This window comes from Clostridium sp. AT4, assembly GCF_001517625.2.
In the GTDB taxonomy this organism is placed as follows: Bacteria; Bacillota; Clostridia; order Lachnospirales; family Lachnospiraceae; genus Enterocloster.
In genome coordinates this window covers 1,819,567-1,844,772 of sequence record NZ_LN999828.1, presented here as the reverse complement: position 1 = coordinate 1,844,772, position 25,206 = coordinate 1,819,567, and the positions used below count along the sequence as shown (strand labels likewise).

At 49.8% G+C, this 25,206-nt stretch carries 29 protein-coding genes and 1 riboswitch; all 29 genes read left to right on the top strand.

Going from position 1 to position 25,206, the window contains the following annotated elements:
• Positions 1-4: 4 nt before the first annotated feature.
• Complete coding sequence (locus BN3656_RS14875) at positions 5-346, top strand: hypothetical protein (protein WP_066549739.1); 342 nt, start codon at positions 5-7, stop codon at positions 344-346.
• A gap of 7 nt (positions 347-353) precedes the next feature.
• Positions 354-1,433, top strand: coding sequence for an ankyrin repeat domain-containing protein (locus BN3656_RS14870; protein ID WP_066549737.1), 1,080 nt, complete (start codon positions 354-356; stop codon positions 1,431-1,433).
• 84 nt (positions 1,434-1,517) lie between these two features.
• Complete coding sequence (locus BN3656_RS14865; RefSeq protein WP_066549734.1) at positions 1,518-2,021, top strand: DUF2004 domain-containing protein; 504 nt, start codon at positions 1,518-1,520, stop codon at positions 2,019-2,021.
• Positions 2,011-2,610, top strand: coding sequence for a hypothetical protein (locus tag BN3656_RS14860; RefSeq protein ID WP_066549732.1), 600 nt, complete (start codon positions 2,011-2,013; stop codon positions 2,608-2,610). Before BN3656_RS14865 ends, BN3656_RS14860 begins: the two co-directional genes overlap by 11 nt.
• 22 nt (positions 2,611-2,632) lie before the next feature.
• A complete protein-coding gene (locus tag BN3656_RS14855) occupies positions 2,633-3,187 on the top strand; it encodes an SUKH-3 domain-containing protein (RefSeq protein ID WP_066549729.1) in 555 nt (184 codons plus the stop codon).
• A 32-nt stretch (positions 3,188-3,219) separates the two neighbouring features.
• Positions 3,220-4,188 (top strand): DKNYY domain-containing protein, encoded by a 969-nt coding sequence (locus tag BN3656_RS14850; RefSeq protein ID WP_242963019.1) that lies wholly within the window; start codon positions 3,220-3,222, stop codon positions 4,186-4,188.
• Between the two features lie 17 nt (positions 4,189-4,205).
• Complete coding sequence (locus tag BN3656_RS14845; RefSeq protein WP_066549724.1) at positions 4,206-4,751, top strand: hypothetical protein; 546 nt, start codon at positions 4,206-4,208, stop codon at positions 4,749-4,751.
• Positions 4,752-4,767: 16 nt separating this feature from the next.
• On the top strand, positions 4,768-5,094 hold the full coding sequence (locus BN3656_RS14840) for a DUF5713 family protein (protein ID WP_066549722.1): 327 nt from the start codon (positions 4,768-4,770) through the stop codon (positions 5,092-5,094).
• A gap of 5 nt (positions 5,095-5,099) precedes the next feature.
• Complete coding sequence (locus BN3656_RS14835; RefSeq protein ID WP_066549720.1) at positions 5,100-6,047, top strand: DUF4241 domain-containing protein; 948 nt, start codon at positions 5,100-5,102, stop codon at positions 6,045-6,047.
• A gap of 11 nt (positions 6,048-6,058) precedes the next feature.
• A complete protein-coding gene (locus BN3656_RS14830; RefSeq protein WP_066549717.1) occupies positions 6,059-7,018 on the top strand; it encodes an NTF2 fold immunity protein in 960 nt (319 codons plus the stop codon).
• A gap of 8 nt (positions 7,019-7,026) precedes the next feature.
• Positions 7,027-7,263, top strand: coding sequence for a hypothetical protein (locus BN3656_RS14825; RefSeq protein WP_066549712.1), 237 nt, complete (start codon positions 7,027-7,029; stop codon positions 7,261-7,263).
• A gap of 15 nt (positions 7,264-7,278) precedes the next feature.
• Complete coding sequence (locus BN3656_RS14820) at positions 7,279-8,760, top strand: hypothetical protein (protein ID WP_066549709.1); 1,482 nt, start codon at positions 7,279-7,281, stop codon at positions 8,758-8,760.
• A gap of 12 nt (positions 8,761-8,772) precedes the next feature.
• Complete coding sequence (locus tag BN3656_RS14815; protein WP_066549707.1) at positions 8,773-9,372, top strand: hypothetical protein; 600 nt, start codon at positions 8,773-8,775, stop codon at positions 9,370-9,372.
• A 10-nt stretch (positions 9,373-9,382) separates the two neighbouring features.
• Positions 9,383-9,532 (top strand): hypothetical protein, encoded by a 150-nt coding sequence (locus tag BN3656_RS16515; protein WP_242963018.1) that lies wholly within the window; start codon positions 9,383-9,385, stop codon positions 9,530-9,532.
• Positions 9,529-9,804, top strand: a complete 276-nt coding sequence (locus tag BN3656_RS14810; RefSeq protein ID WP_066549704.1) for a hypothetical protein — start codon at positions 9,529-9,531, stop codon at positions 9,802-9,804. The genes BN3656_RS16515 and BN3656_RS14810 overlap by 4 nt, the downstream gene beginning before the upstream one ends.
• Positions 9,805-9,841: 37 nt before the next feature.
• Positions 9,842-10,531 (top strand): hypothetical protein, encoded by a 690-nt coding sequence (locus BN3656_RS14805; RefSeq protein ID WP_066549702.1) that lies wholly within the window; start codon positions 9,842-9,844, stop codon positions 10,529-10,531.
• Between the two features lie 9 nt (positions 10,532-10,540).
• Entirely contained in the window at positions 10,541-12,178 is a 1,638-nt protein-coding gene (locus tag BN3656_RS16740; RefSeq protein WP_179297094.1) for a hypothetical protein, read from the top strand.
• Between the two features lie 42 nt (positions 12,179-12,220).
• Positions 12,221-12,691 carry a DUF4259 domain-containing protein gene (locus BN3656_RS16935; RefSeq protein ID WP_066549700.1) on the top strand — a complete coding sequence of 157 codons (471 nt, stop codon included), beginning with the start codon at positions 12,221-12,223 and terminating at the stop codon, positions 12,689-12,691.
• Between the two features lie 3 nt (positions 12,692-12,694).
• The gene (locus BN3656_RS14790) at positions 12,695-18,214 is read left to right on the top strand and encodes a DUF2185 domain-containing protein (protein ID WP_066549696.1); all 5,520 of its coding nucleotides are present in this window, start codon (positions 12,695-12,697) and stop codon (positions 18,212-18,214) included.
• Between the two features lie 15 nt (positions 18,215-18,229).
• Positions 18,230-19,093 (top strand): CbrC family protein, encoded by an 864-nt coding sequence (locus BN3656_RS14785; protein WP_066549693.1) that lies wholly within the window; start codon positions 18,230-18,232, stop codon positions 19,091-19,093.
• Positions 19,094-19,102: 9 nt separating this feature from the next.
• Positions 19,103-19,654: a DUF4304 domain-containing protein gene (locus BN3656_RS14780; RefSeq protein WP_066549691.1), complete on the top strand. Its 552-nt coding sequence runs from the start codon at positions 19,103-19,105 to the stop codon at positions 19,652-19,654.
• Between the two features lie 37 nt (positions 19,655-19,691).
• The gene (locus BN3656_RS14775) at positions 19,692-20,195 is read left to right on the top strand and encodes a glutathione reductase (protein WP_066549685.1); all 504 of its coding nucleotides are present in this window, start codon (positions 19,692-19,694) and stop codon (positions 20,193-20,195) included.
• Between the two features lie 24 nt (positions 20,196-20,219).
• Positions 20,220-20,348 carry a hypothetical protein gene (locus tag BN3656_RS17030; protein WP_278284615.1) on the top strand — a complete coding sequence of 43 codons (129 nt, stop codon included), beginning with the start codon at positions 20,220-20,222 and terminating at the stop codon, positions 20,346-20,348.
• Between the two features lie 108 nt (positions 20,349-20,456).
• Positions 20,457-20,571: riboswitch (FMN riboswitch) on the top strand.
• Between the two features lie 136 nt (positions 20,572-20,707).
• Complete coding sequence (gene ribD / locus BN3656_RS14770; protein ID WP_066549682.1) at positions 20,708-21,808, top strand: bifunctional diaminohydroxyphosphoribosylaminopyrimidine deaminase/5-amino-6-(5-phosphoribosylamino)uracil reductase RibD; 1,101 nt, start codon at positions 20,708-20,710, stop codon at positions 21,806-21,808.
• Positions 21,793-22,428 (top strand): riboflavin synthase, encoded by a 636-nt coding sequence (gene ribE, locus BN3656_RS14765; RefSeq protein ID WP_066549676.1) that lies wholly within the window; start codon positions 21,793-21,795, stop codon positions 22,426-22,428. Before ribD ends, ribE (BN3656_RS14765) begins: the two co-directional genes overlap by 16 nt.
• A 19-nt stretch (positions 22,429-22,447) precedes the next feature.
• Complete coding sequence (locus BN3656_RS14760; RefSeq protein ID WP_066549670.1) at positions 22,448-23,653, top strand: bifunctional 3,4-dihydroxy-2-butanone-4-phosphate synthase/GTP cyclohydrolase II; 1,206 nt, start codon at positions 22,448-22,450, stop codon at positions 23,651-23,653.
• Entirely contained in the window at positions 23,654-24,121 is a 468-nt protein-coding gene (gene ribE / locus BN3656_RS14755) for a 6,7-dimethyl-8-ribityllumazine synthase (RefSeq protein WP_008394619.1), read from the top strand.
• Positions 24,122-24,519: 398 nt separating this feature from the next.
• Positions 24,520-24,762 (top strand): transposase, encoded by a 243-nt coding sequence (locus BN3656_RS14750; RefSeq protein ID WP_347460928.1) that lies wholly within the window; start codon positions 24,520-24,522, stop codon positions 24,760-24,762.
• A gap of 200 nt (positions 24,763-24,962) precedes the next feature.
• A complete protein-coding gene (locus tag BN3656_RS17155) occupies positions 24,963-25,205 on the top strand; it encodes a transposase (protein ID WP_347460928.1) in 243 nt (80 codons plus the stop codon).
• The last annotated feature ends 1 nt before the right edge of the window (position 25,206 follow it).

Here is a 25,206-nt window from a genome sequence, read left to right as displayed (position 1 = left end):
CGGCATGATTGGGACAGATGAAAACCGGGCGGTGCTCCATGTGGAGGTCATCTTCTGGAGCGGCAAGCGAAAGACTCCCCCCAGCCTGGTCAGCGGAAAGTATTGTCCCCATTTTGTGGTCACAGGAACTACGAAATATCTGGGTGTCTGCTTTCTGGACGGAAGCAAGTGTACATTCGATACCCCAGCCTTGGGAAATGCCCAGCCCCTCTATCCAGATACCATTGACTATGCTCCGCTGGAAAACAATGCGGAGTTCTTAATCTATGAGGGAGCCAATGCCGTTGGTAAGGGCCGGGTGCTGGGCCGGACGATACCCTATCAAGTAAAACAACAACGAAAGTAGGTGCCTTATGTACCAAATTGCATATATTGGCCGCTGGGAAACCCTCCCGGAAACGGCTGCCGCCATCTGTGACCATGACACTCCCAAGCTGGAGGCGCTGCTCCAAGGCGGTCTGGATTTAGATGTTCCCATCCAGCTTAGCGAATACATCAAGCTGATGCCATTGGAGATTGCGGTTTTTCGGAATGATGTGCCCATGATTCACTTCCTACTGGAGCATGGAGCTGATCCCGGTCTGGCAGAGGAACAGTCCCTACTGCTCACCGCTGCCCGCTGTTGTGGGTCAGAGGTAGTGGCGCTCTTTGCTGGACAGGCCGCAAAACTCAGCCCGAAGCAGAAAGAGCGGGCCTTCCAGGAAGTGCGCTGGGGCAAGCGCCCGGAGAATATCCAGGTACTGGAGCAAGCCGGGATCACAGTGGACAAGTTTGGCGGCGAAGCATTCCGGGCCGCTGTGTCCGAAGGCAATACCAAACTTGCCCGACTGTTTCTGGAAAAAGGGGCAGACATCAATTACCACAAGCCGGACATGGTGTTTCCGAACGCCTCCACCGCTGTCACTGAAGCTGTCCGACACAAAAATCTCCCCATGGTGCGCTGGCTCATTGAGCAAGGAGCCGACATCACCATTGCTGACAAATACGGCGACCGACCTTACACCATGGCGATGCAGGACAAAAATCAGGAGTTGGCCGACTACTTAAAAGCCCTGGAACCGGAAGAATGGCACAACGAACAAGAAAAGGTCCGGCAGCTCATGCCCTACAAGCTACCCGTCAAGTTGGTGGAATACTTGAAAACCGGTCCCCTGCGGCTGGAGTTCCCGGAGCAGGAGTGGGTGAAGTGGGCGGAGCTCTACTCCTTCATGGATGTGCAGGAGATGACCTGGAAACGGAAAAAGCTGCTCTCCCTTATGGCGGCCATGGACAATTACAGCGACTATCTGCTGCTGTGGAGCCCCAGGGACAAGAAACTGTGGTATCTGGACATCGAGCATGAGGAATTTCACCCTCTGGCCAAATGGGACGACTTCATCGCAGACCCTGGCCGGTATTTGAACGGAATGATCGAGGGCGAGTTTGAGGAATAAGGAGTAAAGCTATGACAGAAGAAAACAGAACTTACATCACCCATCTCAAAGCTGCCTGCATTGAGGGGTAAGGAGGATACCATGATGAAACTGAACTGTAAACGCATTGATTTACCATATACGCCCGGCGAGGAGATCTTCACCTTTCCCGAGGACACTGGACTGCCCTTTCTTTTCGATGTAGAGGAAGAACTGACTGCTGATCCTGCCGCTATGGATGCGGTGGGAGAAATGCTGGATGAGGCGGAAAAACTGGCAGAAAAGGCCAAAGCCACCATCAAAGCGGCGCTGGCGGACGAGGACAGCCGCTACTATAGCGTTGTGACATTTTTCATGGAGTTCCACCGAGACGAGGTAGGCCCTGATATTGCGGCTGATCTTTTTCCGGGAACCGACTCATCCAAGCTGTCCTTTACTGAGATGGTGGACTTTTTGCGGCTCAAGCGGTTTGGCAGCCTGGTGGATAGCGAGATGAACCAGCAAGTTTTCATTCTGGATCTGTCCTTTAACCCGGAGATTACCGACGAACTGATGGTGATCTACTTTGATTTGAAGAAGGAGATTTTCTGTATCACACATGAGAGCTGAGGAACGAAAAAGAGAAAAATATCTTCCCACGCTTCTGATCCAGCAGATCCGCCTGCAATGGTATAAAGACTGTCGGGGCGGAAACGCCGCCGCACAACGAAACCAGTATCCCAGAGCGATGCGGCTGCCTAAAGACTTCTTCTCTTATTATTCCTTTGGCCTACCTACTCACTTTGCATCTATCGTACAGAGGCCCGATGGATTTCGGATCGGTAGGGACTGTCGCAGGCTGATGGAATGGAAGCCGAATGGCACAATGCGGTTTTACCCTTTTGAACTGATTCAGCAGGAGTCCGGAATCCAGGTGCGTTACCGCTATGATTGGCATATTGGTGCGATGCCGGAGCGATATACCTATGATAAGAGCGGGCAAAAACAGCCCCTCAATGAGCTGGCATTGGATTTGATTCCTGGTGATTATGGTCGAGCTGTCTGCAATGGGCGGTTCCGAGACTGGGACACTGGGATCTGGTATTATGTGCTGGACATTTTGAATGTGATGCCGCTTGCAGAACTCACCGACGCATTGACCAGTTTTACGGACAGAGAACCGAATAAGATATATACCCAGATCGACCGGCTGTGGTGACGAAAAACAGGAGGATACTACCATGATCAAAGAACGCATCCCTATCTCTGGCGATCTGGGCAGCAAGGTTAAGCAGCTGATGGAGTACGCCGGATGGTACGAAGGCCGCAGTGTGGATATTTCCATTGCGGAGAAGTATTACGCCGATCATGGCGTCCCGATGATGAAAACCACCCAACGATTTTACCGCAAGTATTTCGGCCTGTGCTGCGAGTGGTACTTGGCGCAGAAAAAGTTGAAATGGGCGGCTGACTTTGAGTTTGCTTTGTTCCCTTACCTGGTCAATGGGATCAAAAACCATTTGGAGGACGCCTATTTCCGGGATATGTCCGGCTGTGAGCTGGCGGAGATCGAGCAGGCTGCTGGTCAGAAGTGCCAGCCCATCGGTCACATCGGCTACTACTACCCGGCAGAGGTTTGGATCTCGGAGTATGGGAAACTGTATGCGAAATATGAGTACCAGGATGAGATTGAGTGCTTTCCAGATGTGTTTGCCCTGATTGAACGGGAACTACGGCAGTGTAAATTTGATTCCGCTGCCATGAAAACTGTGGAGGCACTGGACGGAAAACTATGAAACAGGACTTTACGATTTGGCGCAATCAAATATTGCAGAATCCGTGGGACATTTCACCGCTGAAATTCGGAATGTCACAGGATGAGATCATGGAGGTATTTGGCAAGCCCGATGCCGTTTCCACCATGAGAAGCGACGGGAACCCTTTGATCCTCAAATACTGTGACATTGAACTGCATTTCGATAGAAAGGCTCCTCATGGACTCTGCTTAGTTTACAGCGACGATGAGATCGAGTTGAGCATCACAGCCGAGCACGGAGAAATGCTCCAACCGCTCACCAACACAGAGCCGGTGGACAACGAATTTTTCCTTCGGGATGGAGCGGTCTATTTCTCCGGCCTATATGAAAACGGTCTACTCAAAGGTGTTGCGCCCAAAGACTTCTGCTGCTGGCGTTACTGGGGCAAATCTTCTACGGCCTGCTTTCTCGGCGGGATTCGCCTTCGTGGAGCAGACCCGGCATCGTTTCGGGTGTTAAACTATGCCTATGAGATGGACAAAACAACCGTCTACACCACCAGCGGGAGAATCCCAGATGCAGAGCTGGCAGCCTTCCAGGTGTTGGACAACGGCCAGAACGATTCGGGTGCGCCCCAGGGCTATGCAAAGGACAGCCGGAAGGTCTACTTCCACAACGGGGATGGCAAGGTGAAGATCATCAAGGGCGCGGAAGTTTCCTCTTTCCGCTCGTTGGGCGATACCTATTTTGCCAGGGATGAGAAACAGATCTATGCCTACGGCAAACAGCTTCCCAAAGCAGAGCTGACTTCCTGGGAACTACTTGGGCACTGGTATTCCCGCGATGCCAAGCGGGTGTACTACATCAACCGAGAGATCAAGGGCGCGGATCGGGACAGATTTACAGTCTGCACTCCTGTGGACGCGGCTCTACTTGCCGATCATCTGGCCCGCGATAAAGACCATTTTTACCAAAACGATGAGATGATCGAAGAAACACAGTGGCTGGAACAGCTGCGCAAAATGACCCAAGAACCGTAAACGGAGGGAAAACGACAATGGATTATTTGAAAATACTGCATGAAAACCCTGATTTGGCGGATGAATTTGATTCGCTGTTTGACTTCTTCCTGCTGGATGAGTTATCCCCGCGGAATGACCCAGAAGGCCGATGCACCTTTTCCCTGCCCGGCATGGCCTTTGCCAGAGATGGCTCCGGCGGAGAATACCACCTGTTGGAAGATGGCTCCATTGGATATTACAGCAGCGAAGGGGAGGCAGGCCGTCTCGCCGAGAGCATGGATGATCTCTTTTCCCTGCTTGTGAGCTGTATCTGCTGGCACGACTGCTGTGACACAAAGCAGTATGTAGATTCCAAAACACTGGAGGAGTATGGACAGAGACAGCGCAACTGTAACTTGGAAGATATGGATATGGACAGCTTGCAACGGGTGTCTGATGCCCTCGGCATCCCTGCCGGTGAGCCGCTGGCTCCGGTTCTGGAGCGGTTCCGCAAAGCAACCCAGCGTGAGCCTCTGTATCAGTGTATATTTCACGAGGACGACGGAAGCCTGACCGAATCATACGGTTTGATGTTTGAATGAGAAAGGAGAAATCACGATGAAAGCATTTGACCCCAATTACAAACTGCTGGACGAGATGTATCAGGACAATTACTATCCCACTTTTCTGGTGGACAAGGTAAAGGATGAACTTCAGAAGGTCATCGATCTGCTGGAGAGCGGCGAAACCGACACCGAAGTGGTGCAGGAGACGCTGGACGAGGCGGTCTGCGGCATCAATGATCTCCAGGAGGAGTTTGACGAGCACGACAGCGAGATCGAAACGGTGGCACGGGAATGTATCGCGGCAACTGTGGCCTACATTCTGGAGTGGTTCAATATCCCTATTGACACCGAGGAGGCCATCCGGGAACGGGACTGGTGATCCCTATGGCAGAAAAAGAACTGGTCGTTTGTGATGAGTGCGGCAGCCTGTTTTTCAAAGGCTCCTCACAGATGATGGGGCTATGCCCGGAATGTGCCCATATTCTCTATGGCTACCCGAATTGTGCCCATCATTTTCATGATGGTCGGTGTGTGAACTGCTATTGGGACGGCTCAAAGAGTGTGTACATCAAGAAACAGAATCAACAGGAGGAAACTGATATGCCTACAACTGAATGGCTGAACAAATACGAAGTAATCAAGAACAAACTGACCTGTAAAGATGACTTGGAGGCCCATTTCACAGAGAAAGTGATTGGGAACATGGCGGTGGATGTACTGGACATCGGCGCCGTCCATTTCCCCACCGGGCAGATCTTCGCCTGTGACCCACTGGTGGAGTTGGAGGACACTCTGCCGTTCCTTCAAACGATCCCCGCCGGAACTTATCCCGTGAAAATCTGCGTGGTGCCCAGCGAACAATACGGCGACCGCTACGCCTGCGTCAAGGTGGCGGTTTCTCAGGAAAAACCTGTCCGCTATGAGCTGGGCATGGTGGGCAACGAGGAGTTGGACGCGGCGCTGGGAGATGACGACTACTTCGGTTTCGGCGTAGACGCCGGGATGGGGTGTATTGCGGACATCCAGACCCAGGCGGCCTTCAAGGCATACTGGGCCAAGCGGCTGGAGGAGGCCCCGGACATTGACCCCTACAACGACCTGTTCTGCGACTTGATGGAGGAAAATGCCAAAGCTCACCCTAAATATCAGGGAAGCGACGGAGACTGGCTCAACTGGACAGTGCCGGACACGGACTGCAACCTGCCCATCTTCTCCTCTGGCTGGGGTGACGGTTACTATCCCGTCTACTTCGGCTACGACGCCAAGGGCGAAGTCTGCGCCGTGTATGTGCGGTTCATTGACATTGAAGCCAGTTATAAGGAGCAGGAATAAGGAGGTACATCATGGAATTACCAAAACGGGCGCGGACAGCGGACTGGGAAAACGGCGTTCTGACCTTGGACGGAGAAAAGAAATTTGAAATTCCGGAACTGACTATGGAACTCATGGAGCGGCTGGCCGGTTACACCCTGGTGGGCTTCCATGTGAAAGATTATCCGGCGACGGATGAACTGCTTATACCCTTTGCCGGACATAAAAGTATGGCTAACTTCGGCGTAGAGAACGGCTCCCTCACTGACGCCTGTTTCCCCATCTTTGACCCCATGCCCAAACTTCGCTATCTGCTGTTGGACGGCAATTCTGCCATTCACGGCAGCGGCCTGTCCGCCTTGCACGGCAGCAAGCTGGACCTTTTGACCCTTAATCGGACCGGGCTGGACGACGCCGGTCTGCTCCAGGCGGCCTCCATCCCCAAGCTCTCCCATATCCAGATCGACCATACCGCCGTTACCTATAATGGCCTGCTGGCCATCGCTGGCAACAACCGCATTGAGCCGGTGGCCCATGTGCAATTCACCAAGGAGCAGATGGAACACTTCTCCCAGCTCCAGCGAGAAAAGGCCAAAAAGCCCGTCCATCTGGATGAGCAGGCGGCGGAGGAATGCCGCAGTGTGTTGTCCGCTTTCTTTGCCGAGATGACAGAATGGGAGCGGTATATGGAGCAGGCCGGGTTTGAGGATGCCGAGGCTGTACCCCGCCTGCTGGCGATCTGGGAGAAGTATGTGAGTGAAAAGCCCCGTATGGGCTTCCGGCCCCTGGGCCTTTCGTACAGCGCCCAGGGCACCTACAACGGGGAAGAATTCCTTGACGCAGAGCAGATCACCAAAAACAAGCTCTACATCTACACCAAAGAGAAAACCACCGACTTTGACCGCCGCTTTCTTATGAAGCGCGTGGGCGAAGGCTGGAAGATTGATGCGGTGCAGGAGCGGCTGAACGGCTGGCAGCGCACGGGATTGTGAGGCATCACATGGCTTGGGAATATGAAACCTTTGGCCCAGACGGCCAATGCAAATTGTTCGGCGTAAATATCTTTGACTACCACTGGCAAACCACTGGCAAGCGGGTAAAAGTCCAAGATCCTGCCTATCACCAAAACCATACCTTTGAGGTCTGGAAGGTGGAAATCGATGGGCAGATCCACCGCTTTGCCGCCGGAGAGTTCTCCAACTGCGTGTGGGGATTTTATTTAGAGAAAGACGGATGAAAGGAGCGTGAACCCATGAAAGCCAGCGCCGGAGAGGTCTATACCGTTTACAATCAATATCTGAAACGCTACACTGCCTGCCAGGTGGCCTACGTTGCGCCGCCGGACTCGGTGAGCAAGGAGCCCTGGGCGGTGATCCTCTCTCTGGATTGGGTAGGCGACGCCCCTTTGACTGCGGAGGAACTGCCTCATCTCCGCCCGCTCTACATAGATTTCATGTACTGGTCCCGTGACCTTCATCTGCTGCGGGTGCCGATGGAGGTCACGCCCCAGTACACGCTGGTGGGTACCCTGCCACCCTTCACCGACCAGCCCTGCCGCTCCTACGGCGGCTGGAGTGACGGCTATGATGTGTATCTCCAGATCCGGTGGCAGGCCATCCCGGAGGAGCGGCGGCGGGCCTTCAAGGAGGCCGCGGAGAGCGACGGGGTGACGGAGATCGGCGGTATCCCGGTGAAGGTCAGCAGCCATCGGATCATGGACCAGTACGAGCCATTCGACTCGGCGCTGGAACTGGCGGCGCTGCCCTGCCTCTCCGACCTCAACTGCCAGCGGTGGCACCCGGATCTGCTGGAATTTCTGAGGGGGAATCCCTTTATCAGTGAGCTAACCCTGCTGAACCACGGTCAGAGGACACTTGATCTGCGGGGCACCAGCATCAGAAAGCTAATGCTGGACATGACCGGACTGGAGGAACTGTGGCTGGGTGAGGATACAGAGCAGCTCCTATTTCAGAACAAGGGGCCGGACGATTGTACCATCCATGCCCCCGAAGATGGCAGCGGTTTGACCCTCCAATTTATCGGGGAATACCGCCCGCACACGGAACTGCCAAACCTTTGGGGGCTGCATGGCATCCAGCTGAAGGACTTTGATCTGACCGCCCTTGTTGACGCCCATCCTCACTTAAAGGAGCTGCGGCTCTGGGGTGCGCCGGGAAACCTTGGGAACTTCTCCGCCGTGCAAGAGTTCCGGGAACTGACGAACCTCTCCACCTTTGATCTGTTCGGCTACGGGGCGGACGACATCCCCACCCCGGAGCAGATGCCGGAACTTCGCTGGTTCTGGATGACCAGCCTGTCGGAAGATACGGCAAAAGCGACAAAGCAGCTCTGGAAAGGCAAGCCGGGAATGGACCTGCGGATCACCAAGCCCCGGAAACCAGAGTGGCTGGCGCAAAACCTGGACAATCCCTTCCGAGGCTGGGACGGCGCGGAGCATATCCCTGCCGCCGCCGCAAAAAAGGCAGCCAGTCAATACCGCAAGACCCGTTCCCAGCTGGTGAAGCTGGCTGCCCAGTCGGACGAGGATGCCCAGGCCCAGGCGCTGGATGCCGTGGCCGCCTACACCCAGACTTTCAACAAGATGGGCTTTATCGAAACCGTGGAGCGGGACGAGATCTACATGGCTCTGCGGGATATTCTGGATGCTCTGCCAGACAGCACGCTTCAAAAAGAAGCCCTGATTGAGAAGTTTGAGGAACTTCGGGATTTTTGAGGATATGAGTTTATGAGCCGAATTGTTGATGAACCCTACTTTACATACAGTGCATACGACGCTCTCACCTCCGGCATTCAGGTGAAATGCCCCAAGTGTCATGGCACGGGCGTGGTGACCGCGGATGAGGATAACGCCTATTTCCGCTGCCTGAGCTGCGGCCATCAGGTGGCCCGTGACCGGACGATCTACCGCTATGATGTCCATAACCAGTGCAAAAACTGCGGCAGGTACTACCGGGTGGATATTGAAGATGAGGAAAGGCAGCACTTTTCCGTTCTCCATGTGGCCTGCCCCTATTGTGGGACGATCATGCCGGGAGAAGTCCATAAAACAGCGGAGGCGTTTTCATATATTGGCGAAATCAGGGATGGACGAGAACCTTATTTCGGGTTGGAACTATGGTTTTTGACTTCATTTCAGGGAAAACCTGTATGGGCACTCAACCGAGAACATCTTGCCTATCTGATCGGCTATCTCAGCGCCGACCTGCGGGAAAAGCCGCCGGGAAGAGCGAAAATGACCCAGGCCGACCATCTCCCCACCTTTATGAAAACCGCAAAGAACCGGGAGCGGATCGTGAAGCTGCTGAAGAAGCTGCAAGAGAAATGAGGAAAACAATATGGCACTACAAGATAAGAAAATCATGCCTCCCCCTTGGCTGGCCCACCGGGAGATCGAGCGATACTCCATTGGCTGGCGCATGGGCCATGGGGAGGATTACATATACCGAGACAGGGTGGCATTGGTTCAAATGAGGGAAATGGAATGATCGAGTACATCAAACTCTTTTGGGAGGATGCGCCGGAGGGAGAGCCGTCGGTAATCCTCTATGAAGTTGATACCGAAAATGAGCGGCTGGCCCTCCGCTCCATAGACATCTCTGCGGATGGCCGCACCCGCAACATACCTGACCTTTACGATGGAGCTATTGAAATTACGCCCATCCCCACCGTGGAGGAATTAAACGCCCATATCTGGGGCGAGGAGTTCCACGCCTGCGTCATAGAGAAAGCGGAATTTGAGGCCATCTGGGAAAGCTGATTTTATAGCGGAGCGTTTTGAAAAGCGAGGAATGACAATGGTTGAGATCAATCGCGTCTGGCTCAATGTGGATACAGACACCAACAAAATCACACTATTCGACCGTCCCCGTGTATCCATCCGTGTGGATGAGTACATTTGGAGTTTGATCGAAGAACATATCGTGAAGCCCCATAAGCTCATGCTCAGCGAAAAGCATAGGTATCTGCTGAAAATTTCGTTTCACCGATTTGATCCGGTGCGGCACCGATATTATCCGCTTTCCCCGTACAACGGGCCGCTTCGGGAAGGCGTCAAGTCGGACAGCGCAAACGGATGGTATCCCCGTGAGGATTTTGCAGACGCCGAGGAACGCACCACCTGGTTCTCTCCCGACAAAATCTGGACAAACTGCGGCAACAAGGTTCTGGATGTCAATATTGACGCTGCCAATGTAAGCGAGAGCATCACCCCCAGAGAATACGCAGACTTGCTGTTCGATGGGATTGGAGCAGCATTGGTGTTTAACTTCAAAAGGCTCAAGCGCGAGGAGTTTGATGGGCTGAAACCCAAGATCGACTGGAGCATGGTAGAAAGCTTCCCCTTCCCTGCATCCTTTGAGGAGCAGCAGTACATTGGGGACGAGGGCAAAATTCATGTGTATTCCTGGGATGGCCAACAGGAAACAACCCTTGTAGGTCCTTATTCTGTGCGGGAGTTATATCTGGACCATTTCGGAAAATCGTGAGGTAAGCGTATGGCAAAGGACATCAGGGAGTGCCTGCTGGAGCAGGCAAGAAAATTTCATCAGTGGCAGGAAATCACTTATCCCGGAAAAACCACCGAGGAGATTGGCGGTGAGTGGGAGGTCGATTACCCTGCGTGGAATGATATATTTGATGCCTTTTGCCATGTGTTGACCCAAATGGATGCAGAAATGGCAGACAGCTTTCTGCTGGATGAGATGGTCTATTTAATTGCCAGAGCCAACGAAGCGGAGGGATTTATACAGGAAACCACTTCCCATCCCAAATGGTTTGAGTGCCTCTGCCGCAGGGCCGCAGCCTCCAATGAGAATGAGGCCAAGTGGCAGTTTGCCGCCTATCTGCCGGAATGCTCATGTAGTCAGAAAGTCAGGGATATAATTCTGGATTTCGCAAAGGACCCCAATGAATATGTGAGCCGTCGGGCGCTTTTGGCGATGCCCGCTCTGCGTCCTGACTGTGTGGAACAGTTCGCTCCGCTGTTTTGGGAACGCAACTGTTACTCTCCTGAACTTCAGGAATACCAGCGGATCGCCGTTCTGGTCTCGCTGGATGCCATCCATTCCGACCTGCTTCCACAATACTTGGAACGGGCCAAGCAGGATGGTCGGAGCTATCTGCTGGAACACGCAAAACGAATCGAAGGAGGACTTTCCATGAACGAAAAACTGTCCCGTCCCCAATTCAATCAAATGGATACCACCGAGAAGCAGGCGCTGATGGAAAGCCTGGCTGCTCGTTATACTATGACCTTTCTCGGTCTACATACCTTTGACCACTGGGGCCAGAGCTGCACCACCGGCATCTTCGAGAAAGATGGTCGGGAGTTCGTCTTTGTCCCCGGCGATACCGTCACCCTGGGCTGGGAGCAGTTTGCCGTGGGACTGAATCAGGAGAGCCGGGAGGAATTGGAGTATCTGTTCCAGGAATGGGAAATGGAGCAGGACCCGACAGAACTCATTGGAGAGAGTATGGCTCCCGTTCGGCAGGCGGCCATTGACCCCATGCTGGTGGGCCGGGAACTGGAGGAAATTAACTGGGAGCCAGTCAAAATGGACGATCCCAGGCTGACTGCCCACCCTGACTGGCTGAAGGAATTCCGTGATTTTGCTTGGAGTGACAGCAGCAGTCTTACCTTGCATCAGTCGGCCCGCATAGAACGGACAGAAGATGGATTTCATACCTGGATCTATCACTGCACAGACTACGATGCACTTCTTGCCGGGCTGGAAAAGCAGGGGCTTTCGCTGCCCACAGCGGACGAGTGGGCCTACCTGTGCGGCGGCGGATGTCGGACCCTGTTCCCATGGGGAGATGGGTTAGACTACTCCATGCGTCTACGCTGGTTTGAGGACATGGATGAGGATGAGAACCGGCCCTATGATATGGAGGAACCCAACTTCTTCGGCCTGTCCATCGCCTACGATCCCTATATGCGGGAAGTGGTGCAGTCTGATAGACTTACCACCTGCGGCGGTGACGGCGGGTGCAATATCTGCGGCGGGCTGGGCCCATTTCTCGGTTTCCTACCCTGTTCGCCCCACTGTAAGCCGGAAGTGCAGGAGGACAAGGAACTAAACGGAGATTATGACTTCTACCGGCCCATTATCCGGGTGGAGAACCATGATTGACAATAGAAGCTTGATACGAAATAAAGAAAGAGAGGTGCCGACATGGGAGCATGGGGTATAAAAGCATTAGAGCGTGACGAAGGGCTGGATGTACTGGACATCCTCAAAAATGAATATGTACCGGAGCATCCGGTAATGGATCTGGGCGAGATGATTGAACTGATGAAAGAGGAAGTCATGCTGGGATCTGACTTTTCACAAATCGACTTCCTCTTTGACAATACTGCGATGGCTCTGGCGGAGCTGTATTTCCAATGGAAGGATAACGGCAAGCTGGACTACGATCATGAAGAAGCTATATGGGATAAAGTCACCGGTTTCACAGCATCCAAAGAAGCCATTGCCTTCCTGCTGCGGCAGCTCACCGACATCAAAAACGAGGTGCCGGACGAGGACGGCATCCGTGAGATTGTGGATCTTTGGAAGAACGAGGATAGCGGTGAGATCGCTCCTGCGTGGTTGGAACACTTGAATCAGCTCATTGATCGACTGGATTCAGAACAGGAGGCGTGACAGATGTATATCAAAAAATACTGGGGCAACTTTATTGGCGGCTCGGATGACAGCCTGAACCTTGTGGCATTTTTGGAGGACCAGAAGCAAGAGGAGATCCCCCTCAGCGAGATTTTCGCCAAGATCGGTCTGGACAAGCAGAACTGGGACTTTCACCAAACCGTGGAGTATCTGGAGTTCACCCACTCCAATGGCGTGGAGATGGACTTCCACTTCGCCAGTGATGTGGTCACCGATTTGGCCGCCATTCTGCTGGAGTGCAGCGTCAGCGGCAGTGTAAACCTTCAGGATCTGGACGAGTACAACACCCCCGCCCGCCGTATCCGCATCACTGCTACGCCGGAGGAGTACGACGCCATGAATAAGGCCATGGCGGACTTTGTCCAAGATCCCCTGTCCTATGACATCAGTGAGATGATGGGTAAGGATGAGATCACAGATATGGCTTATCAGGTGGAGATGCTGCGGAAAGAGCTGTACGAATCCCCCGGCCGTAACCGGAACTACCATGTAAAGGCGGAAGATGTGAAACATCTGCTCCCTGACTGGGAGGGCGCCGATGGCTGCATCGCCACCAACCGCATCACGGTAGAGGGCTGCAAGGTGGGCTACTGCTACCGGGAGGAGCCGGACGGCGGCTGGGACAGCGGCTGGCGCTTTACCGCCGGTGACGAGAGCGAGGCGTACATGGACGCCCCCAACAATGCCGGGATTTACAAACTGAATACGATCTGCAACGACGATCCCGACATCATTCCTCTGCTGCATACACTCGCTCCCTGTGCCTTTGAGCGGGATGAGAATGGTGTGTTTCAGCAGATCAAAGACTGGAAACCGGATGAGGACGAGGAGGAGACTGATATGGACATTTTGAAGCAGTGCCAGAAGTGGCATGAGGAGAGCAAACAACATAAAATTATTGATGCGCTGGAGGCCATCCCCGCCGAGGAGCGTACCCCTGAGATGGACAGCGAGTTGGCCCGCGCCTATAACAATCTGGCAGACCCACATAAGCCAACTTGCAAAGAAATGCTCAAAAAGGCCCTCGCTCTGCTAAAGCCCCATGAGGAATACTTCGAGGACGACTATTACTGGAACTTCCGCATGGGTTACTCTTACTTTTATCTGGATCAAGAGGGCCGGGCTCTGCGATACTTTGAAAAGGCATTGGAGGCCCGCCCTGGTGACGAGGACACCATGGAGCTGATCGACTGGTGCAGGAAGGGCATTTCCCTGCCGCAGTTCTCGGAGTGCTTCCGAGAGCGGACAGAGAACTGGTGGGAAACCTTTGCCGAAATGGAAGCAGAATTGCGCCAGATGATGGACGAGGACAAGGATCACATCCGTGGTGCGGAGATCGTGGCCCAAATGGAGGAAACCCTGAATCTGGTTTTTGATGAGATCTCCTTTGAACTGGGCGTGGGCGGCGAAAAGCATGAGCTGATCCTCACCCCGGAGGGCGACAAAGTCAAATTGTTCGAACTGGTCTATTTCCAGAAACACGCTCCCAAGAAGGTGTTGGAGCACTGGAATATCCTGGTGGGCCGTCAGCCCCTCCAGAATATCGGCCTGCGCACAGAGGATGGCTGGGAGATTTCCGGAGAGGATGTGCAGATCTGGCTGGAGGAGCAGGGTGAAAACAGCTTCGCCATCTCCGCCTACTGCGAAAAGCTGCTGCCTATGCTCAGGGAGGAGGAAGGCCGGGCTTGGTGGCTGCTCACCACCCTTACCGACCAGGTGCTGGGTGAGATCCCCCACATGAGATATATAGACAGCTTTGATGTGCTGGTGGAACCCAAGGCGGAGCCGTCCATTCTTATGTCTCAACTTCCTGATGCTCTGAAGGATCGGGGCCTGGAACTCTCCACCGATCCGGCAGCCTATCTGGACAGTTACATTGGCTACAAAATGGAACCCAACAAGGACCCTGATACCGACTGGCGGCTGGATGTAATTGCTGGTTCCACTAACTGTGTGCCGCTCATCAACGGCTATCTGAATGCCGACAATGATTTTATGGACGATCTCCATGCCGACGGCGCGGTGGCGGGCTTTTTCTGCTATCCCCTGGATACCCTGCGAGAGAAGGAAGGCAGTCAGAAAATCTTCGACTTCCGGGACAAGCTGGAGGAATTGTTTACCATCGGGGACGGTTCGGAAGTGCTTACTCTCACCGGCGGGGCCAGCGGCCTCTACTGCGGCTATGTGGACTTCATCGCCTGGGACATCCGAGAGGCACTGAACATGGCAAAAGAGTTCTTTGAAGGCACGGACATCCCATGGGCCATCTTCCATACCTTCCGCCGTGAAGCAGGATCTGTGCCCCTAAAACAACAAGATGATGGGCCAGAAACTGAGAATCAGGATGACGAGTTGGACGAAACGCTGAATGGTATAGACTATATCCCTTACACCCCGCAAAACGAGGAGGCATTCTTTACACAGCTGGAGCAGTGGAACGACGAGGACGAGTACACCCGCTGCATCCAGGCACTGAATGCCATCCCGGAGGACGGTCGGAACTACCGCATTTCCTACGCGCTGGCGAGGGCACTGGAAAACTACGCCATTATCGGCGATCACGATGAGGGAACCCCCAACTACAAAGGGGATAAGGCTCTGCTTCGCGCCATTGAGGTGCTGGAGTCCGTCAGAGAAGAAGGAGAGGACAAGGCGGAGTGGAATATGCGGATGGCCTACGGCTATCAGTATCTCCACGGCCAGGAGCAAAAAGCTATCCACTATGCCCAGCGGTGGGCAGAACTGGACCCAGAGGATGAAAATGCCACAGCGGTAATCCGGGAATGTAAGGCGGAGATTCGGAAATACCAGCACAGCAGGAACAAGAAGGTAAAATTCGTGCCTGGCGATACCCCTTTCGAGGACTTCGACCTTACCAACTTTTGGGATGATAATTGGTATGCACTAAAAGAGTATGTCAGTGATCTGCCTTCCGATGAACTGATCGCCAGCGTGGAGGAGGAACTGGGCTACAAGCTGCCTGCCTCCTACATCTGGCTGATGAAGCAGCACAACGGCGGCATTCCGGTGAATACCTGCTATCCCTGCGATGAGCCGACCAGTTGGGCGGAAGATCATGTGGCCATTACAGGAATTTTGGGTATTGGACGGGAAAAGAGCTATTCCCTGTGTGGGGAATTGGGCAGCCAGTTTATGATCGATGAGTGGGAATATCCCGCTATCGGTGTGGCCATTTGTGACTGTCCCAGCGCCGGACACGATATGATCTTCCTGGACTACCGGACCTGCGGCCCCCAGGGAGAGCCTGCGGTAGTCCATGTGGATCAGGAAAACGACTATAAAATCACCCATCTGGCAGATAGCTTTGAGGAATTTATCCGTGGACTGGAGCATGAATCCCTCTATGATTCGGATGAAGAGGCAGGGGATCTTGACGAAGAGGATGACGCCGACGAGGAGGAAACTGACTGTAAGGGATCCTTTGCCGGGTCTGTGCTCCTGTCCAAAGCGGAGTGGGACAAGGAACAGTTTATCCGGGATCTGAGGGAAGAATGGGGCATTGTGGATGAAGGATCAGATGGGGCAGATGAAGATGATGAGAACAGCAGCGATGCTGTGGTAATGCAAGTTGGCGGCATGATGCTGGTTGCGACACTCTTTCCTGGTCACATCCCGGATAGCGAAGCAGAGATTAACGCCGAAAATAACTATATGTGGCCAGAAGCCGTAGAAGCGGCTAAAGCGCACAAGGCCCATATCATGGTGGCAGTACTTGGCGAGGAGGAAAAACTGCTGGAACGGGGCAAGCTGTTTACTAAGGCAATGGCAGTGTGCTGTAAGCAGAAATATGTTACCGGCGTTTTTACCAGCGGTGTGGTGTTTGAACCCCGATTCTACGAGGGCTTCGCCAATATGATGAAAGAGGACGAACTGCCCATCTTCAACTGGGTCTGGTTCGGCCTGTACCGGAGCGAGGGCGGATTGAACGGCTACACTTACGGCATGGATGTGTTCGGTAAGGAGGAGATGGAGGTGCTGAACACCGACGCCGAGCCGGAGGATCTGCGGGACTTTTTGGCAAGCCTTGCCTCCTATGTGCTGGCGTGTGATGTGACGCTGAAAGATGGTGAGACCATCGGATTTTCGGCAGACGATAAGCATACCATTACCCGCAGTGCCGGTGTTTCTCTGCCAGAGGAGCAGATGACTTTGAAAATCGGATGGGAACCGTTGGATAGCGAGTCAGATGATAGTAGTGATGACGACTATGTGGTGGAAATGGATGATGCCAACGGGCATCTGGAAACCATTGAGGAAAAGGCTCTTCCAGTGGATGAGATCAACGCCTACAACCACATGGCCATTTACCTGCGCTGGTGCATGGAGCATGACCTGATGGATAAGAAATTCCTTGTGGAGTACGGAGAGGTAGTAGAAAAGGTCAAGGCTGATCCTGACAGCGTGGGTCTAAGGGAATTTATCCGAGATGAACTGGATGGTCAGCTGGTCGGCCCGCTATTCAACAAAATTGGCCGAGCATTTGCTTCCTACTACTATGGGGAGCCGGATAGTCCCTATTTCCCAAGTGACATTGACAACTACGCAATCAGCGTCATCGGGCAGGAACGCAATTACTCTGAGGAGATTCAAGACGAAGCCTATCTGTTCATTCCTTTTGACGAGGATTATTATCAGGCTATGGCAGAGGTAATTGGAGAGCGATTTGAAAACTGGAAAGGACAGAACTTTGATGAGGATACCCTGGAGCCTTCCGAGGTGGCCCAGGCTATTATGGAATATTTGGACTGCGAATGTACTTATTTTCCCGCTATGGCAGATGATGACCCCATTATGGCTGCGTATAGCTATGCTAAGCGGGACAGTTTCCATGATGGCTTTGTTCCTATCCTTATTCGAGCGGATGATGAAACATTGTTGGAGTGTCTGGTAATGAACGCTGACCCGGATCATGATGTGGACTGCTATGAATTTGACCTCAAAACGGTAGAGGAGTATCGAAGGAAGATGATAGAAGCGCCTGTAAAGGATGGGAAGGCCGTTCTGGAAGAATTGACTGGTCAGCGTAAGGAAGAAGCTGAGGACGATGACATGGATTGGAAGGAGGAAGTTCTGGGCGAGATGAAGGATGGATATGAAAACTGCCGCTTTTCCAGCTACTGGGATTCAGATTGTCACATGACTTATCCCATTATTCTGGCTAAAATTCCGGTAAAGAACCCTTGGGAGCTCTTCGCCTATCTACCCTTTGGAAACTGGAATGAGTGTCCGGATACGCCGGAGCTGATGGCAGTGGCAAAATACTGGTTTGAGCAGTATGGCGCCATCCCTGCTGCCATGAGCCACGATGAGTTGGAATTCCTACTCCCGACCCCTGTTCCCAAGGAGAAGGCAATGGAAGTTGCTACAGAACAATATGGTTTCTGCCCGGACATCGTGAACCAGGAGCAGGATGCCCCCACTGTGGGCAATCTGGCGGATGTCCTGTGGCAGTCTACTGCCTGGTATTTCTGGTGGGATTGATGGGAGATTGTGAACATGAACGAATACCTGAAGCAATATATTGAACTACAAAAGCAATTTCGGGAGACAGAAGGAAATCCAGACAGTGTCCGCGCTCTCTATGCTTTCAAGGAGAAACTGGAGCAATCGGAAGACAAGCAGGCAAAGGCGGTGCTGGTGGATGTATATGATCTGCTGGACTTTAAGAAGGATGCTTATGAATTGCTCCGCCAAATTGGAAATCGCTCGAATAAAAAAATGCTCAAGCGGTTGGGAGTCTTGAAAGACTATGCGGAAAACTGGGGCAACCACTACGCCATTCCTAAGCAAAAAATGCTGGAGGAAAAGCAGAAAGAGAAGGAGTGGCAGGCCAAACTGGGCCTGCCCACCTTCCGGTATCACCCGAACCCTTTGGAAACTGGCGCTTTTGAGGAGTCCACAACAGGTGTTGTCTGTGATTGCTGTGGCAAGGAGACTCATATTTTTTATACCAATCCGTTTTTTTCCGTGGAAGATATTGAGTATCTGTGCCCAGAATGCATCGCCAACGGCGAAGCGGCCCGGAAATATGATGGTAGTTTTCAAGATGATTTCTCTCTGGATGATGGTGTAGACGATCTGGAAAAACTGGACGAGCTGATCCACCGCACCCCCGGCTACTCCGGCTGGCAGCAGGAATATTGGCGAGCTCACTGCGGCGACTACTGTGCCTTTTGGGGCTATGTGGGTGCCAGAGAACTGCGGGCACTGGGTGTGCTGGAGGAGGTGCTGGACGATCCCATGTGGGACGAGGAGCAGAAAAATATGATCCGGGAATCCGTCAATGGCGGGCACCTGCAATGCTATCTGTTCCAGTGCCTCCAATGCGGAAAGCACCTGGTCTGGATGGATTTTGATTGAGGTGGCAACATGGAGAAGAAGGATTTTCCCAAGGGAACCAAGCACCGCGAGAGCTTCGTCTATACCTGTGAGCGGATCGCGGAGCCTTTGATCTCGCTGGGCTACAAATACCGCAAGAGCAAAAATGACATCTACAAAAAAGACGGCATCTTTGTGTTCTCCTTTTACTTTTCCCCCTCCATCCGCTTTGGCTCCACCACTTTTACTGCCTTCTTCGATGTGAGTTCCCCGGTAATTGCCAAGTGGCGCAGTGAGCAGGAAGGGACGGAGAAAACCTATGATGGTATCGTGGGCACCTCCATCGCCCGGCTGACCCGCCGGTATGATGACTTCCCCCGCTATGAGGTATCTACTCTGCTGGAGCGGGAACGCTCTATCCAGGAGATTTCCGGGCAGATCCAAGACTATGCACTACCGTTCTTTGCCCGGTTTTCGAATCTGCCCAAGTTGCTGGACGATGTGGAACAGGAAGGGTTCTTCCCACATCGGAAGGGGGTCGATGTCCCTAAGCGGAATCGGGAGTTCATCGAATGCTTCCGGGAGTATCTCAAAAAGACATAATAAATTACAGTAAGAAAACAAAACGGAGGAAATCGGTATGGAAGAAATCAGAAAGTTTTTATCGGAACATGAGGAACATCAGGACGAATTTTGGGAAAGCGATGCTCTGATCTGGGTGGACTGGAGAGATTTTGATGAATCTATCATCGAATACTTCAATAAAAAACTGCCTGATGAAGATAAAATTCAGTTTGAATGTGTGGAAACAGAAAAAGAACGCGGTGTTGATATTTTTATGAAAAAGAATGGTGTCAGCGCACCGATCCCCTACGCAGATGATTGTACCGACCGTGACACTACGCTGAGAAGTATTCAGGAGTATCTGTCGCCGCAGTATCAGCTCCGCTGGTATATGGGCTCGCTCGGTAGCGATACCCTTGCTTTCTGTATTTATCCCACTTCAGAATGGGAGCAGATAGAGCAGGAATTTGGCACAGAAAAAGTTTCCTACTACTTTGCACCGGTGCAGGCAAACAGTGTCATGTTCGAAATGGATATGAATGAAGTTTTTGCTTTGCTGGAGCAAAGAGGAGACGCGTAAGATTAACTTTCAGGAGGAATCACCATGTCACAGATTGCATCCTTTTATCTTCTCAAAGACGGTCAGCGGCAGAAACTGTCCAACGGCGATTGCTCCGGCGTGGTCTATATGGCCATCTGGGACTGGGGAGTTTCCCAAACAAAAGGATATTAAGAAATAACCTGTGTTTACCTGCTTGCAAATTATTGTATTTGGATAAACGAGAAAAAACTTTTTATTGACAGATATAATATCAAATATTATAATTGTTCGTAATTGAATAACTATCTTCAGGGCAGGGTGTAATTCCCTACCGGTGGTATAGCCCACGAGCCGAAAGGCATGATTTGGTGAAATTCCAAAGCCGACAGTATAGTCTGGATGAAAGAAGATGAAAGTAAGTTTATGCTTTTTTTGCGTGCTCTGGAATGATTTTATATTGTTTCAGAGCATTTTCTTTAATCGCATAAATCCTCTTTTGTATGTCTTGGATAGATTTTATTCAAGGCATGTATTTTTTGGGAGGTGTAAAAATGAGCGATACAGAATACATGAAATTAGCAATAAAACTGGCAAAAAAAGGTGCTGGCTATGTCAATCCTAATCCTATGGTTGGGGCAGTAATTGTAAAAGATAATCGAATTATAGGACAGGGATACCATGAAATCTTTGGTGGATTGCATGCAGAGAGAAATGCACTAAAAAATTGTAGGGAGTCACCTGTAGGAGCAACACTTTATGTAACACTTGAACCATGCTGTCACTATGGTAAGACACCACCTTGCACAGAAGCAATTATTAAAAGTGGCATTACGAGAGTAGTCGTCGGAACTTTAGACTGTAATCCTATTGTGTCTGGAAAAGGTGTAAAGGTACTTGAGGAAAACAACATTCAAGTTGTGATAGGAATTTTAGAAATGGAGTGTCAACAGTTAATCAAAGTTTTTAGAAAATATGTTACAAGGCATATTCCTTATGTTTTTATGAAATATGCAATGACAATGGACGGGAAAATAGCAACTTATACAAATCAATCAAAATGGATAAGTGGCGAAAAGGCGAGAAAACAAGTACATCAATTCAGGCATAAGGTTACTGCGATCATGGTAGGAGTGAATACCGTTATTCAAGATGACCCTTTACTGACATGCCGATTAGAAAACGGGAAAAATCCTATTCGTATCGTATGTGATACAGATTTAAGAACACCCATTACATCAAAAATTATCAAAACAGCGAATGACATTAAAACATATATCGCTACTTCTTCTATTGATGAAAGTAAGATTGCTCTTTACAGAAAATGTGGTTGTGAAATTATTTATACGAAGAAAAAAGGTAATCATATTGACTTAATGAATTTAATGCAATGTTTAGGAAATATGCAGATAGACAGTCTACTTTTAGAGGGTGGAAGTGCAATGAATTGGAGTGCTCTTGAGCAACAGATTGTTGATGAGGTGCAAATTTATATAGCACCTAAAATATTTGGTGGGAGTGCAAAAAGCCCTGTAAGTGGTCAAGGTGTTGCTTTTCCTAATGACGCCATTATGCTCAAACCATATGCTTTTTCTCAAGTGGGAAATGATTATTTCATAGAAAGCGAAGTGATTTATCCATGTTTACAGGAATAATAGAAGAAATCGGTAAAGTAGAAAGAATACAGAAAGATACTTGTAACTGTAAACTATCCATTAAAGCTTCAAAAATATTAGAGGATATACATTTAGGCGACAGCATAGCAGTCAATGGTATCTGCCTTACAGTTACTTGTTTCACTCGACAATCTTTTACAGTTGATGTGATGAATGAAACATGGAACAGAACGGCTCTTAGCCTGTTAAGACATGGAAACCTTGTGAATTTAGAAAGAGCTATGCCTATGAATGGCAGGTTGGGCGGTCACATTGTTACGGGGCATATTGATGGGACAGGTAGAATATCGTCTGTGCGTAGAGACAAAAATGCGGTGTGGTATCAAATCAATACGCAAAGAGAAATCTTAAATCTAATTGTTGAAAAAGGTTCGATTGCTATTGACGGTATTAGTCTTACTGTCGCAAAAGTATCGAAAGCAGATTTTTCGGTATCCGTTATCCCTCATACTTTGGAGCAAACAATTCTCAAGAATAAACAAGTCGGGGATATGGTAAACCTTGAAAATGATATATTAGGGAAATATGTGCAGAAACTCATAGACAACAGCAATGAAACAGAGTTGTCGAAAGAGTTGTTATGCCGATACGGATTTTAGCAGAAAGGATAAAGGAATTATGAAATATCAAAAAATAAAAGAGGCATTGCAGGCGTTACAAGAGGGAAAACTTGTTTTGGTTATGGACGATAAAGAGAGAGAAAATGAGGGGGATTTAATTTGTTCGGCACAATTTGCGACAACAGAAAATGTTAATTTTATGGCGACTTATGCAAAAGGCTTAATCTGTATGCCTATGAGTGAAAGTCTGGCTAACAGGCTCATGCTTTCCCCTATGGTTGAAGATAATACAGATAACCATGAAACTGCCTTTACAGTTTCTATTGATTATAAGGATACTACAACAGGTATTTCTGCCGAAGAAAGAGGATTAACGGCTCGTATGTGTGTGACTGAGAATGTAAATCCCTTTGACTTTCGTAGACCGGGGCACATGTTTCCTCTGATTGCAAAGAACGGAGGTGTTTTGGAAAGAAATGGACATACAGAAGCAACGGTTGACCTATTGAGGTTGGCTGGCTTAAAAGAATGTGGCTTATGTTGCGAAATTATGAATGAAAACGGGAAAATGATGAGAACACCTGATTTAATTCAGTTTTCTCAAACGCACCATATACCTACCCTCACAATTAAAGAATTACAGGAATACAGAAAAGTATATGATTTGCTTGTAGAATGTGTTTCGGTTGTAGAAATGCCTACAAAATATGGGAATTTCAAAGCACATTGTTATATCAATAAATTGAATGGAGAACATCATGTTGCATTGGTTATGGGAGATTTGAATAATGGAAACGATGTGCTATGTCGTGTCCACTCAGAGTGCTTAACAGGAGATGTCTTTGGTTCTTTACGCTGTGATTGTGGACAGCAGTTAGATAAAGCAATGAAAATGATTGCAGAAAATGGTTCTGGTGTATTGCTTTATATGCGACAAGAGGGACGAGGTATCGGGCTTGTCAATAAACTAAAAGCCTATCATTTACAGGATAACGGTATGGATACACTTGATGCCAACCTTGCATTAGGATTTCAAGGCGATTTAAGAGAATATTATATCGGTGCACAGATTTTAAGAGATTTGGGAATAAAATCATTGCATTTACTTACAAATAATCCTGATAAAGTTTATCAGTTAGAAGATTATGGAATGAAAATTTCAAGCAGAGTACCGATTGAAATAGAAGCAAATCCTTATGATAGTTTTTATCTAAAGACAAAGAAAGACCGAATGGGACACATTTTGAATATGGAGGAAAAATAAATGAACACTTTTGAAGGAAATTTAGTAGCAGAAAATATAAAAATCGGTATTGTTGTAGCAAGATTTAATGAGTTTATAACTTCTAAGCTGTTAGCAGGTGCATTAGATAATTTGAAAAGAGAAAATGTTGGTGAAAAGGACATAGAGGTAGCTTGGGTTCCGGGAGCATTTGAAATACCTTTGATAGCGTCTAAAATGGCAAAAAGTAAAAAATATGATGCGATTATTTGTTTGGGAGCAGTTATTCGAGGTAGTACAAGCCATTATGATTATGTGTGTAGTGAGGTATCAAAAGGAATTGCTCAAATCAGTTTAAATACCGAAACACCAGTTATGTTTGGTGTTCTTACGACAGATACGATTGAACAGGCGATAGAACGAGCTGGTAGCAAAGCAGGAAATAAAGGCTCTGAATGTGCACAGGGAGCTATTGAAATGGTAAATCTAATTCGTGCATTAGAGGTATAATATGATTGGGGATTAAAAGGTAAAGCGAAAAAGCATAATAGGCGGAGTGATCCAGACACGGCGGTGGGAAAATCTCTTAGATTTTTCCACCGTTTTTAGTGGCTGGTTCACTCCGGCAGTTGAGCGAGCTTGCGAGCGAACAGTAAGCCCCCGTTATCTAACAGGGGGGTACTATTACAAAAGACAAGAGAAAAAATAAATATAAAACTGCTGATATGCAACGATTTACAAGGTTATAAGAACTTATTTCGTAAGCGCAAAATAATTCGACGGATTGTGTTGCCCTAAAAATTATTCCATAATAATCATTAGAGAATGCAAGCATTTCACTTCATCTTCTCTTGCTAGAAATGATAGATGCGAGCATTTTATTCTATCCGATTTATGGAGGTGTGCTCATGAGAAGCAAAAGAATACCTGCCGAAAAACAATACCGTCTCATCATGGAATGCCGTCAAAGTGGATTGACAGATCATCAATGGTGTGTGGAACACGACATCAAACCGGGAACTTTTTACAACTGGGTAAAAAGGCTGCGTCAGAAAGGTTGTATGGATGCAGCTATCGTGCACCGGAAAGCCAGGAAGTTGTCAGAGTGGATTTTCATGATACTGACCCGCTCCCATATGAACAGCCATTAAATGTGATTCCAGTAACTACGGAAAGAAATAACCTTTCCGTAACAGAACCAANGTAAGCGCAAAATAATTCGACGGATTGTGTTGCCCTAAAAATTATTCCATAATAATCATTAGAGAATGCAAGCATTTCACTTCATCTTCTCTTGCTAGAAATGATAGATGCGAGCATTTTATTCTATCCGATTTATGGAGGTGTGCTCATGAGAAGCAAAAGAATACCTGCCGAAAAACAATACCGTCTCATCATGGAATGCCGTCAAAGTGGATTGACAGATCATCAATGGTGTGTGGAACACGACATCAAACCGGGAACTTTTTACAACTGGGTAAAAAGGCTGCGTCAGAAAGGTTGTATGGATGCAGCTATCGTGCACCGGAAAGCCAGGAAGTTGTCAGAGTGGATTTTCATGATACTGACCCGCTCCCATATGAACAGCCATTAAA

Coding starts and splice junctions, on each gene's coding strand:
- BN3656_RS16515 (WP_242963018.1), top strand. CDS start 9,383: ATGGCACTACAAGATAAGAAAATCATGCCTCCCCCTTGGCTGGCCCAC.
- BN3656_RS14815 (WP_066549707.1), top strand. CDS start 8,773: ATGAGCCGAATTGTTGATGAACCCTACTTTACATACAGTGCATACGAC.
- BN3656_RS14870 (WP_066549737.1), top strand. CDS start 354: ATGTACCAAATTGCATATATTGGCCGCTGGGAAACCCTCCCGGAAACG.
- BN3656_RS14830 (WP_066549717.1), top strand. CDS start 6,059: ATGGAATTACCAAAACGGGCGCGGACAGCGGACTGGGAAAACGGCGTT.
- BN3656_RS14805 (WP_066549702.1), top strand. CDS start 9,842: ATGGTTGAGATCAATCGCGTCTGGCTCAATGTGGATACAGACACCAAC.
- BN3656_RS14860 (WP_066549732.1), top strand. CDS start 2,011: ATGAGAGCTGAGGAACGAAAAAGAGAAAAATATCTTCCCACGCTTCTG.
- BN3656_RS14785 (WP_066549693.1), top strand. CDS start 18,230: ATGAACGAATACCTGAAGCAATATATTGAACTACAAAAGCAATTTCGG.
- BN3656_RS14855 (WP_066549729.1), top strand. CDS start 2,633: ATGATCAAAGAACGCATCCCTATCTCTGGCGATCTGGGCAGCAAGGTT.
- BN3656_RS17155 (WP_347460928.1), top strand. CDS start 24,963: ATGAGAAGCAAAAGAATACCTGCCGAAAAACAATACCGTCTCATCATG.
- BN3656_RS14810 (WP_066549704.1), top strand. CDS start 9,529: ATGATCGAGTACATCAAACTCTTTTGGGAGGATGCGCCGGAGGGAGAG.
- BN3656_RS14780 (WP_066549691.1), top strand. CDS start 19,103: ATGGAGAAGAAGGATTTTCCCAAGGGAACCAAGCACCGCGAGAGCTTC.
- BN3656_RS17030 (WP_278284615.1), top strand. CDS start 20,220: ATGTCACAGATTGCATCCTTTTATCTTCTCAAAGACGGTCAGCGGCAG.
- BN3656_RS14865 (WP_066549734.1), top strand. CDS start 1,518: ATGAAACTGAACTGTAAACGCATTGATTTACCATATACGCCCGGCGAG.
- BN3656_RS14750 (WP_347460928.1), top strand. CDS start 24,520: ATGAGAAGCAAAAGAATACCTGCCGAAAAACAATACCGTCTCATCATG.
- BN3656_RS14840 (WP_066549722.1), top strand. CDS start 4,768: ATGAAAGCATTTGACCCCAATTACAAACTGCTGGACGAGATGTATCAG.
- ribE (WP_008394619.1), top strand. CDS start 23,654: ATGAACACTTTTGAAGGAAATTTAGTAGCAGAAAATATAAAAATCGGT.
- ribE (WP_066549676.1), top strand. CDS start 21,793: ATGTTTACAGGAATAATAGAAGAAATCGGTAAAGTAGAAAGAATACAG.
- BN3656_RS14845 (WP_066549724.1), top strand. CDS start 4,206: ATGGATTATTTGAAAATACTGCATGAAAACCCTGATTTGGCGGATGAA.
- BN3656_RS14825 (WP_066549712.1), top strand. CDS start 7,027: ATGGCTTGGGAATATGAAACCTTTGGCCCAGACGGCCAATGCAAATTG.
- BN3656_RS16740 (WP_179297094.1), top strand. CDS start 10,541: ATGGCAAAGGACATCAGGGAGTGCCTGCTGGAGCAGGCAAGAAAATTT.
- ribD (WP_066549682.1), top strand. CDS start 20,708: ATGAGCGATACAGAATACATGAAATTAGCAATAAAACTGGCAAAAAAA.
- BN3656_RS14820 (WP_066549709.1), top strand. CDS start 7,279: ATGAAAGCCAGCGCCGGAGAGGTCTATACCGTTTACAATCAATATCTG.
- BN3656_RS16935 (WP_066549700.1), top strand. CDS start 12,221: ATGGGAGCATGGGGTATAAAAGCATTAGAGCGTGACGAAGGGCTGGAT.
- BN3656_RS14875 (WP_066549739.1), top strand. CDS start 5: ATGATTGGGACAGATGAAAACCGGGCGGTGCTCCATGTGGAGGTCATC.
- BN3656_RS14835 (WP_066549720.1), top strand. CDS start 5,100: ATGGCAGAAAAAGAACTGGTCGTTTGTGATGAGTGCGGCAGCCTGTTT.
- BN3656_RS14790 (WP_066549696.1), top strand. CDS start 12,695: ATGTATATCAAAAAATACTGGGGCAACTTTATTGGCGGCTCGGATGAC.
- BN3656_RS14775 (WP_066549685.1), top strand. CDS start 19,692: ATGGAAGAAATCAGAAAGTTTTTATCGGAACATGAGGAACATCAGGAC.
- BN3656_RS14760 (WP_066549670.1), top strand. CDS start 22,448: ATGAAATATCAAAAAATAAAAGAGGCATTGCAGGCGTTACAAGAGGGA.